General features: G+C 40.5%; 16 protein-coding genes. 9 read left to right on the top strand and 7 right to left on the bottom strand.

Annotated elements, in window-relative coordinates:
- Positions 1-69: 69 nt before the first annotated feature.
- Positions 70-519, top strand: coding sequence for a C40 family peptidase (locus tag AC623_RS02630; protein WP_049660297.1), 450 nt, complete (start codon positions 70-72; stop codon positions 517-519).
- Between the two features lie 65 nt (positions 520-584).
- On the opposite strand, the gene AC623_RS02625 is transcribed toward AC623_RS02630, so the two are convergent.
- On the bottom strand, positions 585-1898 hold the full coding sequence (locus AC623_RS02625; protein ID WP_049666180.1) for a hemolysin family protein: 1314 nt from the start codon (positions 1896-1898) through the stop codon (positions 585-587).
- A 308-nt stretch (positions 1899-2206) separates the two neighbouring features.
- On the opposite strand from AC623_RS02625, the gene AC623_RS02620 reads away from it, so the two are divergent.
- The 3 genes from AC623_RS02620 (at position 2207) to AC623_RS02610 (ending at position 6669) form a co-directional block, all read left to right on the top strand.
- Positions 2207-3763 carry an ABC-F family ATP-binding cassette domain-containing protein gene (locus AC623_RS02620; protein ID WP_049660295.1) on the top strand — a complete coding sequence of 519 codons (1557 nt, stop codon included), beginning with the start codon at positions 2207-2209 and terminating at the stop codon, positions 3761-3763.
- Positions 3764-4037: 274 nt separating this feature from the next.
- On the top strand, positions 4038-4703 hold the full coding sequence (locus AC623_RS02615) for a diphthine--ammonia ligase (protein WP_049660293.1): 666 nt from the start codon (positions 4038-4040) through the stop codon (positions 4701-4703).
- Between the two features lie 28 nt (positions 4704-4731).
- Positions 4732-6669: a SpoIIE family protein phosphatase gene (locus AC623_RS02610; RefSeq protein WP_049660291.1), complete on the top strand. Its 1938-nt coding sequence runs from the start codon at positions 4732-4734 to the stop codon at positions 6667-6669.
- Between the two features lie 157 nt (positions 6670-6826).
- Here AC623_RS02610 and AC623_RS02605 read toward each other — a convergent pair whose 3' ends face one another.
- A complete protein-coding gene (locus AC623_RS02605; RefSeq protein WP_049660290.1) occupies positions 6827-7996 on the bottom strand; it encodes a DEAD/DEAH box helicase in 1170 nt (389 codons plus the stop codon).
- A gap of 162 nt (positions 7997-8158) precedes the next feature.
- On the opposite strand from AC623_RS02605, the gene AC623_RS02600 reads away from it, so the two are divergent.
- On the top strand, positions 8159-10153 hold the full coding sequence (locus AC623_RS02600; protein ID WP_049660287.1) for an alkaline phosphatase family protein: 1995 nt from the start codon (positions 8159-8161) through the stop codon (positions 10151-10153).
- A 1034-nt stretch (positions 10154-11187) separates the two neighbouring features.
- On the opposite strand, the gene AC623_RS02590 is transcribed toward AC623_RS02600, so the two are convergent.
- Complete coding sequence (locus AC623_RS02590; RefSeq protein ID WP_231603338.1) at positions 11188-11754, bottom strand: general stress protein; 567 nt, start codon at positions 11752-11754, stop codon at positions 11188-11190.
- Between the two features lie 138 nt (positions 11755-11892).
- Between AC623_RS02590 and AC623_RS02585 the strand changes: the two genes are divergently transcribed.
- A complete protein-coding gene (locus AC623_RS02585; protein ID WP_049660283.1) occupies positions 11893-12105 on the top strand; it encodes a hypothetical protein in 213 nt (70 codons plus the stop codon).
- Positions 12106-12186: 81 nt separating this feature from the next.
- On the top strand, positions 12187-13104 hold the full coding sequence (locus AC623_RS02580) for a DMT family transporter (RefSeq protein WP_049660281.1): 918 nt from the start codon (positions 12187-12189) through the stop codon (positions 13102-13104).
- Positions 13105-13130: 26 nt separating this feature from the next.
- On the opposite strand, the gene AC623_RS02575 is transcribed toward AC623_RS02580, so the two are convergent.
- Positions 13131-13727: a DNA-3-methyladenine glycosylase gene (locus tag AC623_RS02575; RefSeq protein WP_049660279.1), complete on the bottom strand. Its 597-nt coding sequence runs from the start codon at positions 13725-13727 to the stop codon at positions 13131-13133.
- Positions 13728-14005: 278 nt separating this feature from the next.
- On the opposite strand from AC623_RS02575, the gene AC623_RS02570 reads away from it, so the two are divergent.
- Complete coding sequence (locus AC623_RS02570; protein WP_049660277.1) at positions 14006-14368, top strand: DUF948 domain-containing protein; 363 nt, start codon at positions 14006-14008, stop codon at positions 14366-14368.
- A gap of 199 nt (positions 14369-14567) precedes the next feature.
- Here AC623_RS02570 and AC623_RS02565 read toward each other — a convergent pair whose 3' ends face one another.
- Positions 14568-15197 (bottom strand): homoserine/threonine efflux transporter, encoded by a 630-nt coding sequence (locus tag AC623_RS02565; RefSeq protein WP_049660276.1) that lies wholly within the window; start codon positions 15195-15197, stop codon positions 14568-14570.
- A 142-nt stretch (positions 15198-15339) separates the two neighbouring features.
- Between AC623_RS02565 and AC623_RS02560 the strand changes: the two genes are divergently transcribed.
- Complete coding sequence (locus AC623_RS02560; RefSeq protein ID WP_049660275.1) at positions 15340-16167, top strand: TrmB family transcriptional regulator; 828 nt, start codon at positions 15340-15342, stop codon at positions 16165-16167.
- Positions 16168-16685: 518 nt separating this feature from the next.
- Here AC623_RS02560 and AC623_RS02555 read toward each other — a convergent pair.
- Together AC623_RS02555 and recQ are read right to left on the bottom strand one after the other, a co-directional pair.
- Positions 16686-17063: a DUF2512 family protein gene (locus AC623_RS02555; protein WP_049660274.1), complete on the bottom strand. Its 378-nt coding sequence runs from the start codon at positions 17061-17063 to the stop codon at positions 16686-16688.
- Between the two features lie 178 nt (positions 17064-17241).
- Positions 17242-19380 (bottom strand): DNA helicase RecQ, encoded by a 2139-nt coding sequence (gene recQ, locus AC623_RS02550; RefSeq protein ID WP_049660271.1) that lies wholly within the window; start codon positions 19378-19380, stop codon positions 17242-17244.
- Positions 19381-19492: the final 112 nt, after the last annotated feature.

The following is a 19492-nucleotide window of genomic DNA, read 5'->3' as shown; positions in this document are numbered from 1 at the left end:
TTAGCCTCAGATAAACATATTCCAACAAAAAATATAATTTCGAAGCGGAAGGGTAACAGGGGGAAAAGGATGAAAAAGTGGTTAACTGCAATCATGAGTTCTTTGATTTTAAGTATTAGTTTGTTAGTGCCAGTACATTCAGCAGATGCAGCCTATTCTGCAGACTCTGTCATTGCTGAAGCAAAAAAATATATTGGTACGCCATATAAATGGGGTGGCACGACGCCGAGAGGCTTTGACTGCTCTGGATTTATTCAATATGCACATAAGCAAGTCGGTCTTTCATTGCCACGAACAGCTGCACAAATGTATCAAAAAGGGTCAGTTATCAGCAAAAGTGAACTGGAACCAGGTGATTTAATTTTTTTTAGTACATATAGCAAGGGCGCTTCACATGTCGGCCTTTACATTGGGGATAATGAATTTATCCATTCTGCTTCTAAAGGTGTTCGCATTGACAAAGTAAGCAACTCTTACTACCAAAAGAGATATTTAGGCTCTAAGCGAATTGTTGACTGAATATGCCGATAGAAAACCGGCTCCTCTTCAAGAGGAGCCGGTTTTCTGTATAACTGAATCTTGTATCATGATTCCTTCTTTTCTTTTTTAGCTTTTCTAGCTTCGATCATGTGAATATGATGCCCATCCACATCCCTAATGATAAATTGATATCCTTCCTGCTCAAGCGTGTCTCCTAGAGCTACGTCAATTTTTTGTGTCAGGAACCAACCACCAAGCGTATCCACATCATCCTCAGATAAATGAATGCCTAATAAATCATTTACCTCTGAAATTAATACCCTGGCACTTAACATAAATTGGCCGTTCGCCATTTTTTGTATTTCTGGTTTTTCATCAAAATCGAATTCATCACGAATCTCTCCAACAATCTCTTCTAAAATGTCCTCTACTGTTACGAGACCTGACGTACCGCCGTATTCATCTAATAAAATCGCCATGTGAATCCGCTCTTTCTGCATTTTCAACAGTAAATCATGAATAGGCACCGTTTCAATAACACTAATGACTGGTTTGACGAACCATTCTAGCGGCTGTTCATCATAGTTGTTCTTATTTAAATAATAAGAAAAAATTTCTTTAATGTTCACCATCCCGATGATGTTATCTTTATCCCCATCATCTACCGGATAGCGGGTATATTTTTCACTCTTTAAGATTTCAGTAATTTCAGCCCACGTTAAATCCTTATTTAATGTGATCATTTCTGTACGCGGCACCATAATTTCCTTGGCGATTCTCTCATCAAATTCAAAGATGTTGTCGACATATTTATATTCAGACTGGTTAATTTCTCCACTTTTGTAACTTTCGGTCAAAATAATGCGCAATTCCTCTTCAGAATGGGCCACTTCATGTTCAGATACCGGCTCTAATCCGAATAAACCAGTAAAAAAGCGTGCTGAACTATTTAAAAGCCAAATAAAAGGGTACATCACTCGATAAAATAAGACGAGCGCTGGTGAAAAAGTCAACGTCAACCATTCCGCTTTTTGAATAGCGAGCGTTTTTGGTGCCAGCTCCCCTATTACGACGTGAAGAAACGTAATAAAAGCGAACGCGATAATAAATGATAATACCCCTGCTAAAGACGGTGTCAAATTCATTCTTTCAAATAGCGGGTGCAGAATCCGCTCAACAGTCGGCTCACCAAGCCACCCTAAGCCAAGTGAAGTAATTGTGATACCAAGCTGACAGGCTGATAAATACTCATCCATGCTGGAGACAACCTTCTTTGCAACAGCAGCTTTTTTATTTCCTTCAGCAATGAGCTGATTAATGCGAGACATTCTCACCTTTACAATGGCAAATTCCGAAGATACGAAAAAGCCGGAGAATGCAATTAGGACACCAATAAGCAAAAAATTCACGATAATCAAAGACGGCAAGGAAAGCGAAGAACAAAAGGCAATAACATTTTCTTATTCCCTTCTTTACTTTCCTCTTTCACCTCCCGTGCAAGTTTATAACTACCTTTACCCATTTGAAAATCATCCATAACAAAAAGAAAAGAATTTGCTGATGGCTCAGCTGTTTCCATTTTCTTTATTGTTTTACTGATTCCACTAACCTATGCGTAAAATAGCCTTCCCCTCTTATTTTAACCTAAAAAGGGACAGTTTCTATTTTTAAGCCCTCATAGTAAAATAAATAAAAGCAATTCACTTCATTATGAGAGGGTTTTAAAATGAGTATTTTAACAGTTGAACACTTGAGTCACGGCTTTGGAGACCGGGCTATTTTTGATAATGTATCCTTTCGGCTTCTTAAAGGCGAACATATTGGGCTAATTGGAGCCAATGGTGAAGGAAAATCCACATTTATGAATATTATCACTGGGCAGCTTCAGCCTGATGAAGGGAAAATCTCTTGGGCCAAAAATGTCCGCGTCGGATATTTAGATCAACATGCCGTCCTTCAAAAAGGAATGTCGATTCGTGATGTGCTAAAAACAGCTTTTCAGTATTTATTTGACTTAGAGACAGAGATGAACAACTTATTCGCCAAAATGGGAGAAGCTTCACCTGAAGAGCTAGAAAAACTCCTAGAAGAAACAGGTACTATCCAAGACTTGCTAAAAAATAACGACTTTTACGTTATTGATGCCAAGGTAGAAGAAATCGCCCGTGGGCTTGGTCTTGATGAAATTGGACTTGACCGCGATGTCCACGATTTAAGCGGCGGTCAGCGGACGAAAATACTGCTAGCTAAGCTATTGTTAGAGAAACCCGACATTCTCCTGCTCGATGAACCAACAAACTACTTGGATGAACAACATATTGAATGGTTAAAACGGTATCTTCAAGAATACGAAAATGCCTTTATTTTAATCTCTCATGATATTCCTTTTTTAAACAGTGTCATTAACTTGATCTATCATATGGAAAATCAAGAGTTAAACCGCTATGCTGGCTCTTACGATGATTTCATGAAGGTATACGAAATGAAGAAACAGCAGCTCGAAGCCGCTTATAAAAAACAGCAGCAAGAAATTGCGGACCTCAAGGACTTTGTAGCTCGTAATAAGGCAAGGGTTTCCACTAGAAATATGGCCATGTCTAGGCAGAAAAAGCTCGACAAAATGGAAGTCATTGAACTTGCCCAGGAACGCCCTAAGCCTGAGTTTCACTTTAAAGAAGGCCGAACATCCGGCAAATTGATCTTTGAAACAGATAATCTAGTGATTGGATATAATGAGCCGCTATCTAAACCATTGAACCTGCGTATGGAACGGGGACAAAAAATTGCTTTAACCGGCGCAAATGGCATCGGAAAAACAACGCTGCTGCGCAGTATACTTGGCGAGATCCAACCATTGTCAGGAAAAGTGGAACGCGGTGAATCACTGGAAATTGGCTATTTTGAACAAGAGATCAAATCCGACAACAGTCGTACGTGTATCGAAGAAATATGGAGCGAGTTCCCTTCTTTCACTCAATATGAAGTTCGTGCATCTCTTGCTAAATGCGGATTAACGACAAAGCACATCGAAAGCAAGGTAAGTGTCTTAAGCGGTGGAGAAAAAGCAAAAGTCCGTCTCTGTAAATTGATTAATAAAGATACAAACTTACTCGTTCTCGATGAGCCGACAAACCACTTAGATGTAGATGCAAAAGCTGAACTGCTACGAGCTCTTCAAGCATATAAAGGCAGTATTTTACTTATCTCCCACGAACCTGAGTTTTACCAGCAAGTCGCAACAGAAGTTTGGAACTGCGAATCGTGGACAACGAAAGTTTTTTAAACCTTGAATATCTAAACGAAAAGATGCATGTCTAAACGCTTATTTTAGTTATTGCAACAAAATTCGACAATATTCACCATCGTGTTTCGATACAATGATGGAAAAATAAACAAAATTGAGAATAACTAATCAGCTTTCCTTTTACTTCTGAAAAGTCTCTTAAGACGTCCCCTGTTAAAAAGCAGAGTGGCTGTGAAGGTAACCGTTTTTGAAGAAAGTGAACATATATCAACCTTTGCAAAACGATTAAACAACCTGTATAGAGGTGTGCTAAATGGCAAAAAAAATTGCTCTCTCTTGGAGCGGCGGCAAAGACAGCTGCATGGCTTTAAAAAAACTAGTAGACGCCAATCATCAAGTGGTTTCTCTCATTACAACGGTTCCTAAAGAGCTGGAACGAACATTTGCTCATGGCGAAAAAACAGAAATGATTCAAAAACAAAGTAATTCTTTATCCATTCCTGTGCACTTTATTCGCTGTTCATTCGATGATTATACCGAATCGTTTATTCAAGACTTAATTCAATTAAAAAATCAACATCATTTAAATAGTGTCGCTTTTGGGGACATTTATCTTGAGGGACATCGGGAATGGGGGGAAAATGTGGCCGCCGCTGCTGGATTAGAAGCTATCTTTCCCCTTTGGTGCCAACAACAAGACAGCCTTAGCCTGCTTGCCTCCTTTATTCAATCCGGGCACAAAGCAGCCGTTATCCGCATACGGGAAGACTCACTGGATGACTCGTGGCTTGGTAAAGAACTGGATGATGACTTTTTTAAAAACATTCAGAAGCAAACTGTTTGCCCACTTGGAGAAAACGGGGAATATCATACATTTGTTTATGACGGACCTCTCTTTCAGTCCCCTGTATCATTTACTCGCGGGCAAGTTCTTTCAGAAGGTGCCAGCAAGCGGCTAGAGATCCATCCGCTCGTTTGATGAATCGGTAGGCAAAGGGGGTTCGGCGATGCCAAAACGTATACAACAGACAGAAAAAAAAGCGTTTCTTTATATCCTGTTTTCCCTTGCTTCATTTATTTCGCTCATTAGTTTTTTTGACTTCTTTACTTCTATATATGAGCCCTTAAAAGGCAATTTCAGAGTCATTCATTTAGTGTTGGAGCTTATGAGTATTGCCGTCTCAGCCATTATCGCAAGCAATGGCTGGGTGGCCTTTACCCATACTCTCGCTATGAATCGCCTGCTATTTTCAAGCGCCTTCATCGCTGTAGCCTTTTTTAATTTAATGCACATTTTGACGTTTGATGGAACGACAGCCTTTATCGAAATTCACGTTACTTCCTTAACAGTGTGGTTTTTGATACTTGGCCGGCTAGTTGAATCTATTTCCCTTACCTTTATTGTAGTTTATTCTTGTAAAGGGGCCGCCCCGCGCTCACTGCGCTGGCTAACCTATAACGGCTTCCTGCTGTTAGCTATTGTCACTTCTATCATCGTCATCTTGTACGCCGATCATTTGCCGCTTCTTTTAAAAGACGGAAGGCCCACACTAGTTAAAACGGCAATCGAGTACTTTTTTATCATGATTCACATTTTAGTTTTAATAAAAGCCTTCACCATTTACAGAAAAGAAAAAAAGATAGAGTTTCTACTTATTATCCTTTCCTCCTACTCTTTAATTCTTTCTTCTTGGCTCATGACCATCTATCATTCTCCTGATGGCTATCGCAGCTTTGCTGGTCATGTCTTTAAAGTATTAGGCTATCTTTTTCTTGTGAACATTATTTTTAAAGTCAACATTGAACATCCATTTGAGCAAGTAAAGGAATTTAGCAAAAGAAATCAGCTGCTGCTTGATAGTGTAGGAGAAGGAATTTATGGACTTGACAGTGAAGGCCGAACGATATTTATTAATAAATCTGCCCTTCGCATGCTCGGCTATACGGAAGAAGAAGTAATGGGCCGAAAACTCCATTATTTGATCCATCATAAAAAAGAGAACGGATTCCCTTCACCACCTAGGGAATGCCCTGTTTTTAGAACGAGCTTGGATGGCCGTAACCGCAGACAGGAATCTTATTTCTGGCGTAAAGATGGAACAGGCTTTCCTGTTATTTTAGAAGCTCGTGCTCTATTACAAGATGACGATATTATCGGCACAGTCACGACATTTACAGACTTAACAGAAACCCGAAAGCTAAAAAAGCTTGAGTTAGAAAAACAGGCCGTTGATGTTGAACTTGAACTCGCCGCAACCGTGCAGCAGTCTCTTCTTCCGAAATTTGAACATATTCCTCCAGGTATAGACCTCGGTGGAGTTAGCGTACCGTATCGAAAATTAAGCGGAGACTTTTATAAGGCCGTGTTTCAAGGAAGCCAGCTTGTGTTCGGAGTAGCGGACATATGCGGCAAAGGGGTTCCCGCGGCTATTGAAATGGCAATGATGACTTATTCCATGGAGCAGTTTAACCATCTGAAGGTAGAGCCGCATCATGTAATGGAAAGCTTAAATCGCTTTGCGGTCAAATATATGAGTGATTCTTCCTTTGTCACGATGTTTTTCGGCAATTACGATATCCGCACCTCTATTTTTTCATATAGCAATGCTGGTCATGAACCAGCATTATTATTTAGAGAGCGTACCGGCGAGTTTTTTGAATTGTCGACCAACAATCCCATTCTCGGTATCATGGAAAATTCCGTCTATGAAACGAAAGAAATTCATATAGAATCTGGCGACCTTCTGCTTCTTTATACTGACGGCTTAACAGAAAATCGAGCTTCTAATTCTCCTGATGATAATAAAAGGCTGCGGCGGCTTTTACTCCACGCCGACCGCACACTTTCTGCGCGAGAACTTTCAAAAACACTTCTGCGCTTAATGAATCAAGACGGTCATCCTATTACCGATGACCAGACGTTATTGATATTCAAGAAACTATAAAGAATCAATAGTTATATACCATCAGGCTGATTGAAAACGCTTGTCTTTCAAGGAGCGAAACCTGACAAGGAGCAAAGTGACCATCAAGGTCATGAGCACTGCAGGCAGGCGAGCAACAAAGAAAGCGAGCGCTTGCCAACAAAAGAAGAGCCGACAATTATTTGTCGGCTCTTCTTTTGTTGCTTACTGGTCTTTCTACTGCATCAACAGGCTTTCCTTTAAAAAACTCTTTCTTGACGAGCTGAATGCCTAGTTCTTTTGCTATTTTCTTTAAGTCCCGCTCTTCTCTTTCCGTTATAAGTGTAATAACAGTGCCGGCCTGGCCAGAACGCCCTGTCCGCCCCGCTCTATGTGTATATTGCGTTGCATCTTTGGGCATATCAAACTGCAGCACATGGCTTAATCCTTTAATATCTAAACCTCTCGCTGCTACGTCTGTCGCAAATAGTAACGTTAGCTTGCCCTCTCGAAATTGCTTTAAGGCATTTGCCCGTTCTTGTTTCCCTAATTCACCGTGAAGAATACCATTGGTAAACCCCTTGTAGGCAAGCTTTTCTGAAAAAACATTCACTTCGCCAATATCTTTAACAAATGCCAGCATTCTCTCTGGATCGAAGCCGCGCATAATCCGCTCGACGAATAGGTTTCTCTCCCGGCGGTCGCACACAAAATAAAAATGGTCCACTTGAGAAGCAGGCAAATCTTTCTTTTCAACCTTAATCATCAGAGGATTTTTCATCCACTCTTTTGCCAGAACAGCTGTTTTTTCCGGCATCGTCGCTGAAAATAGAACAAGCTGACGATCCTTCATGGTGGACTTAATAATGGCTTCTAGCCCCTTTATATGCTCTGGAACGAGCAATTGATCCCCCTCATCTAGAACTAATAGCTTTACTTCATGCATTTTTAATTTTTTCATTTGAATAAGCTCGTGAATTCGTCCTGGTGTGCCAGCGACGACTTGCGGCTGTTTTTTCAGCTTTTCCAGCTGACGTTTAACATTCGCTCCACCGATAAAAGCAGCACTCGTAATGCCGCCGCCCCACTGGCGAATTTCATCAGAAATCTGCATAACAAGCTCCCTTGAAGAAGCGAGAATAACTGCTTGTACAGCTTTTTTAGCAGGGTCCACCTTTTCAAGCAGCGGCAGTAAATAGGCAAGCGTTTTCCCTGTACCGGTCGGCGACTCTGCAATGACATCTGCCCCCTCAAGAATAACAGGCACTGCTTTTTCCTGAATAGGCGTCGGTGCTGGAAAGCCCGCTTTCTCCCAAGCTTCTTGTAAAAATGGCTTCATTGTATTTAAAACAGAAAATTGTATAGTCATATAAACTCCTTTTCTTCACCGCTCTTACTGGTGTCGTTGTTCTTCCATTATGAAAAACTTTTGTGGATTTCGCAATCCCCGGCTAAAAGGTTTTAACTCCTAAAAAAAGTGGAATGAATGTTTAGGCAGTTTTTTAGATTATCAACTAAAGGAGAAAAAGCAATGGACAACAAGAAATCATTCAAAATACCGCACTGTCGCTTTCTTAAAAAAACACTCACAGTTTTTTTACTGTTCACCTCTACCCTTCTTCCAGTGACTGTGTCGGCAGATTCTGAAAAGGGAACAATGATGATTCTTTCCTTTGATGGAATGCGGCATGACTTTGCGGAGAAATATATAGAGGATGGCAGCATGCCCCACTTAAAAAAGTTAAAAAAAGAAGGCTCTTATGCTGAAAACATAACAACCGTTTTCCCTTCTTTGACGGCTGCTTCTCATGCCTCTATTGCGACGGGGGCTAAGCCGGAAAAAACGGGCTTCGTCAGTAACGAATTTCATTATAAGGGACGTAAATTAACGAATACGAAAGATGCTTTCAACGCAACAATCAAGGTAGCTCCTCTTTGGAGAGAAGCTAAGCAGCAAGGAAAAGTAACAGCCGCGGTCGGATTCCCTGGCTCCAACCCAAAACAGAAAAATGAGGCTGACTATTCCATTTATTATGGGAACGTGCTTGCTGAAAGTGATTATCGCAAGCTCCATTTTAAACCAGTGAAGCACTTAAAAAACACACCTAAGAGCTTTTCCGAACCTCAAGCCGCAGCGATAAAAATAAAGTTAAAAGGAAAGAAGGATGTTCTTTTACATATTCTAGCCATTGATTCTTCAGATAATAACCAAAAAGATTATGATCATTTCTATTTGTCTGAGAATCTAGCTTTTTCGAAACAGTCAGCTTCCGCTAGTCTCAATAAATGGGGGCATATGCCTTTGTACGTTAAAAATGCCGATACAGCTGGATTTATATTTAAGGTAAAAGGCAGCAAAAAAACACTAAATGATGTTAAGTTTTATCGAACAGCGGTGACGACTGGGCAGATTAAGGGTCCCGATGGGTTTAAACAAGAAATTGTTAAGCAGTTCGGCTTCTTTCCTGATCAAGATGACCTCCCTTCCTATCAGAAGGGATGGATTTCACGAAAGGAATATGAAGAAATTAATGAAAACTTCTCTAATTGGATGCTAGAAACCTCGTTATTTATTAAAGAAAAATACAAGCCAGATTTGCTTATGTTTTACGAGCCGCATATCGACTTGGAAGAGCATACTTTCTTGTTAACGGACCCCCGCCAGCCTGGCTACAGTAAAAAAACAGTGGAACAATATGAGTCTCACATTAAATGGGCGTATAAGCAAGCCGATGACGTAATTGGGAAAACGATGGATGCTATGACAAAGGCAGATCAATTATTTATCGTCTCAGACCATGGGATGGAGCCCATTCATTCACGCTTATCACCTAACTATGAGTTGAAGAAAGCTGGTCTTCTACAGGTTGATGAAAAGGGACACGTCGACCTTTCGAAATCAAAAGCATACGCTGTAGCCAGCGGATCTATCGCTCATGTATACATTAATTTAAAGGGTCGAGAAAAAGGCGGGATTGTTGATCCGAAAGAATACGAGGACGTCCAAAACCGAATCACACAGGCATTTAAAGAGATTAAAGACGAAAGAAAATTAGCTTCCCGGAAAGAATTATTAAAGAGTCATTATAAAGAATGGCGTCACAGCGAACATGGATGGGATGAAACAAAGGATACGCTCGTTAGCTTCTTTGACATCTTACGAGATAAGAAAGAAAATCCTTATGAAAAAATTATGGAAACAGACCGAAAAAAGGCTGACAGCTTCAATGATCCAAATGCTGGAGATATCGTGTTAGCAGCAGCTCCTGGTTATTTGATGGGCAAAGATGCTAAAAAAGCTATTGAACCAACAGTCAAGCTTGGCAGTCACGGGGGCAATCCAGAGAGAAAAGAGCTTGAGCCTGTCTTCTATGCTTATGGAAAAGGACTCAGCCACGGCAAGATAAAGAAGCATATATCTACTATCGATATTGCCCCAACTGTTTATGAATTAATGGATCTCCAACCTCCTGCTTTCATAGACGGAAAACCGATTAAAGCATTAGTAAAAAAACAGACCCATTAATTGGGTCTGTCTTTTTATGTTGTCGATAAAGTCTCTTTGGAGATAACTTGTTTTTCAAGACATCAAGCAGGTAATTATAATATCGTATTAAAATATGTACGGAGTGTGTGAAGAAATATTTTTAAATTAACAGGCAATTTACTTTAGGAATCAAAAATAGATTTAAATAATAACATTGTTTTCAAATATGAAAAAGCTTGGATTAAACCAAGCTTTCTTAAAACCGTATTCTAGCAGTAACTTTTGAAATTGTAATCCACATAGAAAGAAACATCAATATTCCAAAAAGGTCAGAAACTATAATATAGCGACCATAAAATAAGCTTTCATAATGAAAAAGCGGCGTATTATAAACGGCAATAAAAAACGACATCGCTGCAAAAATAAGACTAAGTTTATTTTTAGTTAATTTAAAGAAGCAGTATAAAAGAGCAGTATACGCCCAAAATTGTGAATCATACCAAGCGTGGGATAACCTAATCTCTGTGTTACTATGAAAATATGTTAAAACTAAAAACAGTAATATGGTAAAGGCAATAACTGGAGTAAACTTCACGAAATGCAGAAGCCTAAAAAAACGTGTTCTTAAATGTTGAGTGTTTTGATTTGCCAAGAGTAAATTACTTATAACAGTGTTGTTAAAAAAAACAAACACTAAACTGCAAGCAAAAATTATATACTGCATTTCCAACCCTCATTTTTTCAATTATATTGATAATTTAGCATACCAAAGAAAATTTTTGTATGAATTTTTACAAGAAAATAAAAGCGTATTAGAGAACTGCGGAAGGCTGCTTTCTTGTACGATGGTGAGGAATTTCACTTAAATTAACGAGGGCTAGCTGAACAAGACAATAAATAAGCAAACCAAGAACGCTCGGACATTAGAATCCAAGCGTTCTTGGTTTGCTGCTTGTACTGCTATTTATGGTGCTAAACATACTCCGTTTTAGTATGTTATTTCACCTGTTTTTTTACATGTTCCTCACTGTATCGGGACTACTTAAATGAATAGTCCTGTCCTTTTATATTTATTATAAGCCTCTATTGTCGAGGCGATTGTCTGAATTCAAGCCGTCGAGATCATGATCTCCGCGCACGACCATCCGATCTGCGCCTGTTCCTAAGTCATGGGTATCTCTGTTGACCATACCAGCATCACGGTCTACTAATACGAGCATTTTTCCTTCTTTTACATACTCATTGTAACGGTCAGCATCTTCTTCTGGAATACCCAGGCCGATCAGAGCGCCTGTTAATCCTCCAGCTCCAGCTCCAGCGGCTGCCCCTGTCAGACCCGCTACAATTGGACCAGCTGCTATGATGGGGCCGATCCCAGGAATAGCAAGTGCTCCGGCACCAGCAGCTACACCCGCTAAACCACCGAGGATACCTCCAGTAGCCGCTCCTGTTGCTGCTCCTTCTTCAGCTTTTGTATCAGTTGTTTCTTCTACATACTCTACATCATCACGCTCTTTACTAATAACGGAGATTTCATCTGCACGATAGCCTTGGCGTTTTAAATCCTCAATTGCCTCTACAGCTTCTGTATGATTATCATAAACACCAACAATTTGTTTTTCATTACCATGATTCATCATATTGCATTCACTCCTTTGTTTTTTCGTTGTACATCTCCTGTTTTCCCCGTTCACTAAAACCTAAACAAAAATATTCAAAGGTTTAACCTTCCTTTAAAAACGGGTATTTATTCATTAAATACTAATGGAGGTGGCCTGATGGCTAAAGAAATTAAAAAAGGATTCGGTAAAAGCAATATGGATAACCCGGATCAAATGAAAACCGATAAAGAAAGCCTATACGATAAATTTAAGAGTGAACAAACAGTAGATTCTATTCCGTTAGAAGATTTACGAATGGAACAAGAAGAAGAGAAGAACGAGCACGCCACGAAAGACAACTCATCAAGTGAAGAAAAATTCCCTGGATAAATCTGCCGGATATTCGGCAGATTTTTCTTTTTTCCTGCTATAATAACTAGTAAAGTTTTTATACAAGAAGGGCGGCTTATTGTGAGTGGTTCCAGAGTTTATTTCATTTTAACGGCAATCATGCTAATGTGGGGAATCAACGTATCCATTATTAAAATACTAGTGGAGCACTTTACGCCCGTTACCATTACAGCATGCAGAATTTTTGCAGCAGCGATCACGGTCTTTCTTACGCTTGGGATACTTGGCAAAGTTCGCAGGCCTCGTCACAATGAATGGATTTACATAGTTGGCGGAGCCTTCCTTAGCGTCGTGGGCCATCATTATTTTTTATCAGAGGGCCTATCGAAAACAACAGCGGCTAATGGCGGCTTAATCCTTGGGCTTGGTCCCCTGCTGACAGCTATTCTGTCCATGGCTTTATTAAAACAGCGGCCAACCAAAATCCGCTTCCTCGGTTTTCTTCTCGGTGGTGCCGGAGTCAGCTTTACTGTTCTCGCCGGCAGTGGAGGCGTTACAGCGGCTTCGACAGGGGATTTTAACGTTTTTTTGTCGATTTTATCGCAAGCACTGAGCTTTATCGTCATTAAAAAGGCCGCCGAAACATTAGATCCGCGGCTGTTAACCGGTTACATGCTGCTAATTGGTTCTGTCATTCTCTTTCTAATCAGCTTATGGAAAGAGCCATCGGGATTAGAAAGTCTGACGAATGGAACCCCTGCTGTTTGGACTGCTTTCTTCTTTTCTGCTATTTTGGCGACCGCGCTCGGCCACATGGTCTACAACCGGGCCATTGGACAAATTGGCGCCGCAGAGGCCTCTATCTTTTTAAATCTAAATACCTTTTTCTCTTTAATCGGCGCCTCCCTATTTCTTGGAGAGGCCATTTTGCCGGCTCATTTCATCGGCTTACTGCTCATTGTTCCCGGTGTACTGCTCGGCTCCGGCTCACTAGAGGAATGGATGCTTCGCCGGCGAAGAAAATGGCAGCAACGATAAAAGGCAGCGCTTGATGCGCTGCCTTTTTACCTTGACACAAATTCATTGCCTGTTACCCAAAACCTCCACGGATAATCCTTTGCCTCTCCCGAGTTGTCGATGCCGATGCGCGGACCTGTTGAAATGTCTTTAGGTGTGAACCCTTTTCCGATATAGAGGGGCGGTTCATCAAAGCGGCGGCCGTAATCCTCCATTGTGATTCCTAATGCTTTCGTTAATTTTCCCGGGCCGCTCGTTAAGTTTTTCAGCGAGGTTCCTCCCCTTCTTTCAATCATTAAATCAATTCCTTCATAGGGCTCTACTGCTCGGATGAGCACCGCTTCAGGTACATCTTTTTCTGCGGATACAACGTTCACAAGACAGTGTGTATGCATAACATACGTATATACATGTCCTGCTTCATGAAACATAATCTCTGTTCGCTTCGTCCGGCGATTATTAAAGCTGTGTGCAGCCCGATCCATAGGCCCCTTATAGGCTTCCGTTTCTACGATAAATCCAGCTGCTACTCCCTCTTCCGTTTCTTTTACTAATAAACAGCCTAGCAGCGACTCAGCTAATCGCAGCGTAGGCTGCTGAAAAAAAGACTTCTCTACTGGAATAAATTCTACTTCCTGTTCCATGTTAACTCCTCTCTTCTCTCTATGTTTCGTTATTCAGCTTTTCCCTTGCCTTGTTATAAAAAAACAAACCTTTCCAGTGTTTAAACTATTCTTTGTTTCTAGTCTATATAGCGTGTTTTATTTTCTTCGTGAATAGGCTGTGCTTTTCGCATCAAAAATAATCTAAAATAATTCGAAAGTAAAGTGTTCGAACTTTTTTACCGATATTTTTTCGTTAGATCGTTTACAATAAAGGGTAGAGTTTATAATACATAATGGAATGAAGAGGAGGAACATAGATGGAAATTATCGGATGGATCAGTTTAGCTATTGTAATCGGGGCGCTTATTTACCTCGGCATTTCCGGATTTAGCATTTATAAATCAATGAAGCCAAAAATCGATCACCTGCAAGCGGTATCAGATCGTCTGAAGACGAAGCAAGAGGTGATTCAGGCAGAAGCAGAAAAATTAAAAGCGACACAAGAAAACATTAAGCAAGATATGGAAGAAAAAAAGGAAGCTGTTTTATTTACAGTAGATGCAGCCAAGCGGACACCAGAGTCGCTTAAACAGCTCGGAACAGCCCTTAACATCATGGCGGAGAATGTAAAATTGAAACTGCCAATCCCTAAGCGAAAAAAGCAGCCGGAAAGCGTGTAATTTCGATATAGCAATGTTGATTTTCTTCCATTCTGTATTGAAGCAATCGTCTTTCAAGGTACGTAACAGGATGACTATACGGGTCTTGCACACCGCAAGAAAGCGAGCATTTCTCAACAGCATGGCACATAAAAGAGCAGTCCAATCAGCAATAGAATTGGGCTGCTTATTTTATTGATATACGTGTTAGCAGTGGAATTTAAATGCCTGTTTTTATACCAAAGCCTACTAAAAGCAAGCCCGTTGATTTTTGGAATGCCTTCTGGAATCTAGAGTTGTTCAACCATTTTTTTGCGTAATCAATTAAACTAACAAGAAATAAAAACCACAATACAGCGAGCAGCGTTAGAATTAAGGCCAATACAATCAATTGCTGATTTACATTTTCCTTCAAATTAATAAATTGCGGCATGATTGTTATATAAACTAAAACAGTCTTTGGGTTAAGAACATTACTAAGCAGTGCTTGCATAAAGGACTCTTTATTATGCCGATTTGAAAACTCCATAGGGGCATTGGCTTGAGCTTGAATCTCCTTTAAAGAGAAGGCGCTTTTGGCAAAAAAACTTTTGATACCCAAATAAATTAAGTAAGCAGCCCCCAAATATTTAATAGTATTGAAAAGAATCACAGACTTTGCAATGACAACAGATAATCCGAGAATAGCGATTAACGTCCAAAAAGAAAGTCCTGCTGCCATTCCAAGAACGGTATAATGCCCAGCTTTTTTTCCATAGCGAAGCGTATTCTTCACGAGGAGCATAGTATCTGCTCCAGGTATAATAACCATCATTGCAGCAATTGATATGTATGTTAGTAAGCTACCCATACTATTTCTCCCTCCCTTTTTTATAGTGACTACTTAGGTAACTACTTTTTTGAAAGTATATCAGATGCTCTTGGAAAAAATCAACAGATTTTGTTAGAATATCAATTACAAAGTGTGCAACTAAGTTTGTGTTGGAGGGCTTATGAAAGGAAACATTTTAGCAATATTAAAAAATCTAGATTTTACTGAATATGAGGCGAAAGCATATCTTACTTTGCTGGAAGAATCACCGCTAACCGGCTATGCAGTAGCAAAAAACTCTGGTGTGCCACGTTCAAAAATTTATGAAGTTCTAGACAATCTCGCTATGCGCGGAGATATTCTAGTTAGTCCTGGAAGCACACCACAATATACGCCTGTTCCTGCCAAGGAGCTAATTAAAAGCCGTCGAATAAAAGCAGAAGCAAACCTTCAACTGGCTGAAAAATCATTGGCGGAGTTTGAACGTTCTGCAAATGATCGTGAGAACATCTGGAATATCACGGGACGCAATGAAATACTCGATAAGGTAAAAGCTTGTATAGTATCTGCTCAAAAAAGAATTCTCTTAGAGGTTTGGAAAGAAGAATTTGAAGAGTTGGAGTCTGAACTAAGACAAGCATCAGAAAGAGGGGTCGATGTAACCATTATTGCTTATGGAGAAATCGTCTCTGATTTTGCTAACGTCTATCTCCATTATATGGGGCATAAAATTACAGAAGAGTATGGTGGAAGATGGATTGTTATTAGCGGGGATGATTCAGAAGTAGTAGCAGGGATCGTCTCGTTAGGCAAGGATAGCCGTGCAGCCTGGACGATGCATGTAGGTTTAGTCATGCCTATTACAGAATTCATGATTCACGATTTGTATCTCATGGAAATTATGGAGAAACACAAAGACCTTTTAGAAGAAAGTTTTGGGAAAAACCTCGTCAATTTACGTCGCAAATTTTCCATCCATCCAGACTTTAAAAAACATTATATCAAATAGATTGGTGCTATTTTTGCCTGTTCTTCTTGAATTAAATCAGCTAATAGAAGCTAATCAGTTATTCTATTATAAGGCATAAAAAAAACGCTCAGAGAAGAAGTGTTCATTCTGAGCGTTTTTTAAATCTTTTGTGATGTTACCTTTCCAATACGATTTTATACTCCAAAACCGAACTGCCTAGGCTTCATCAGATTGTTTTTCATTTATTTGTAACTCACAACGCTTCCCATGAAACAAATTTCTTTGTGAAATGAACCGCCGCGGTTATATTCTACATCGTCGTTTATGGTAAACCTAAACGACCTAAGCCCTGCCTTCTCTTAAGTCCTTGCGGCTCCGAAGCCGCTCCAGTGTGAGTAAGTATTACATTTAAAACATAGCAGAACGCCAATTATATATAAACGTCATAAGTTACTTTATCCTTGAACAAATAATCTTATCATTCTTTTTGTTTTTTGTCAACTATCATTCAAATAAAAAGACAGCCCATTCTACTTCCCAACGGGCTGTTCTGATCTTTACACATGCTCTGGATCTTTATATCGTGTTTCCAACACTTTCTCTTGCATGTAATTGTGGAAGAACCATTCGCCGACTCCTAAAAAGAAGGCAACAGCAAGTGCGTTAACCAAGGCGCCAGCACTATTATCCATTACGTTACCCATTATCCATAAAAGTAACGTTGCTAGAACAATATCACCAAGAACAGCTAGTGAATTTCCGGCAGCCGGCAAGACCATCAGATCGCCGAGGATATACGAGACGGCTGTTAATACTACTCCCATAATAAGGATATCTGTTACTGGAGTATCCATAATCACTCCTAAAGCAATATACAGAATAGCCGTGAGAGCTACAAACTTTATGAGGACCGCAGTTAGATGATGTCTGCTCATATTCTCGCCTCCTTTCCCGGGTTAATGCTCCGTTACAATTACACATTTCCCTCATTGGTGACAATTATTCCTATTTTTTCTCGACTTTTATAAAAAGGATACCTAATAATCCATTAAAACCAATAAAAAACTGCTGCCGGAAATGATCCCATCACTTCCGGCAGCAGTTTCTTCTGTTTTATTCTTTCCTTGCCATTGCCCCTTCTGGAGTCCCTATAGCAAGGAACGCTTTAATCATGCCGTATGTTATATGATCGGGCACCTGCTCTTTAATTGGCTTTAATCTCTCTCTTCCTGCTGCCTGTACAGCTTCCTGCAGCAACGGCCAATCTTTTTCAGGGACCATCAGTGACAGGTCAACCTTCATCCCCTCGTCGGCACATTGCAGTAAATGATTTTCAATGGTGCTGACGGTGAGCTGTCTTTGTTCGGCAATTTCTTCTACTGTCAACTTTTGAAGATGTAGTTCGTATGTGTCCAAGTGAGATTGACCGACTGCTTTTTTCTTTGGAGGAGCTACTTCAGCTTCTGTATCCTTTTCTCTTTCAGGATGGTTTTTACAAAAGTCAGAGATCGCCTCCATAAAGAGCTGTCCATAGTTTTCAAGCTTCGTGCTGCCAACTCCACTTACTGTAAGAAATTCAGCTTCTGTCTGTGGCAGCTTTAGACACATATCCTTTAGTGTCCGGTCCGAAAAAATGACAAAGGGCGGAACACCCGCTTCATCGGCGAGCGCTTTTCTTAAAGCTCGCAATTCTTCAAACAACGGATCATCCGCTGTAATTTGTTTTGTCTGTACAGCTTCTTTTCTTTCAACACGCCGCTCACCGAGAAGCACGTCTTTTCCCTTACTCGTTACAAAAATAGTAGGGTACGTGCCATGCTCGACACCAAGAAGCTCCTGCGAAATTAAAAACTCAATAAAATTGGTGACTTCTTTAACACTTTTTTCTTTCATAATGCCGTATGTTGACAGCGTATGAAAGCCAAATTCGATAATCTTTTTATTTTTAGATCCCGTTAATACTTGGGCAGTAATTGATTTCCCGTAACGCTGCCCCATCCGGATGACGCACGATAATACCATTTGCACCTCTGTCGTTACATCTACTGCCGTGCGTGAATCCGTGCAGTTACTGCAGCGGCCGCATGGTTCTGCCGCTTCATCGCCGAAGTATTTTACAATATAACTTTGCAGACAGCTTTCTGTATGGCAATAATCAATCATCGATTGCAGCTTTTCCAGCTCTTGAGGAATCCGGTCTCTTTCAAGGGATTGGTCAATTAAAAAACGCTGCGTTTGCACATCTTGTGATGAATAAAGCAAAATACACTCACTGTCTAGTCCGTCTCTTCCTGCCCTTCCTGCTTCCTGATAATAGCTTTCCATGTTTTTTGGAAGCTGGTAATGAATCACATAACGAATATTCGACTTATCAATTCCCATGCCGAAAGCGTTCGTTGCGACCATAACAGCAGCTTGATCCGTTAAAAACCGGTCCTGTTCACTCGCTCGCTCTTCATCACTTATTCCCGCGTGATAGCGGGCAACTGAAATATTATTCTTACTTAATCTCTCATACAGCTGGTCAACTGTTTTTCTTGTAGCAGCATAAATAATGCCTGCTTCCTTTTCATTTTTCGCCAGGTAGTCTTTTATAAAAGCGAGACGGTCTTGTCCCTGAATAACAGAAAATGATAAATTCTCTCTTTCAAACCCGGTCATCACTGTATTGGATTCATTAATATTTAGCAGTCGACAAATATCTTCACGTACTCTCGGAGTGGCGGTAGCCGTTAAGGCCAGAACAGCCGGATTTTGCGGCAAAGCCTCCGTAAAGCGCTGAATTTGCCGGTAGCTTGGCCGAAAGTCATGCCCCCACTGCGAGATACAGTGAGCCTCGTCCACGGCCACGAGCGGAATCGGCATCTCCTTCAAGTCTTCTATGAACGTATAAGATTCCAGCCGTTCGGGAGCAATGTATAAAAGCTTGTACTCCCCCTGTCTCGCGGCGATCATCGTGTCGCGTACTTCAGCCGCACTAAGGGAACTATTAATATAGGCAGCAGGAACCCCTGCCGCCAGCAAAGCATCTACTTGATCTTTCATTAGTGAAATTAACGGAGAGATGACGACGGTCATCCCAGGGAGAACAAGAGCCGGGATTTGATAGCACATCGATTTGCCGCCCCCCGTTGGCATTACACAAATCGTATTTTCCCCCTCAAGCACTTGGCTAATTGCTTGCTCCTGCCCGCTGCGAAAAGCAGAGTAGCCAAAATAAGATTGTAATAATTGCCGCGCTTGTTGGAGCATACTCACACTTCCTTCGTTCTTTTTCCCAATTATAACATGTTATCTGAGTCTCCCTTCGCTTTTCATGATGGATTTATGTGGTTGATTTCACTATAATGAGAAATAACTATAG

The sequence above is a fragment of the Bacillus sp. FJAT-27231 genome (assembly GCF_001183975.1).
GTDB classification, from domain to species: domain Bacteria; phylum Bacillota; class Bacilli; order Bacillales; family Domibacillaceae; genus Pseudobacillus; species Pseudobacillus wudalianchiensis.
The sequence above is the reverse complement of the archived record's forward strand: the minus strand, read 5'-3'. Positions and strand labels throughout refer to the sequence as shown.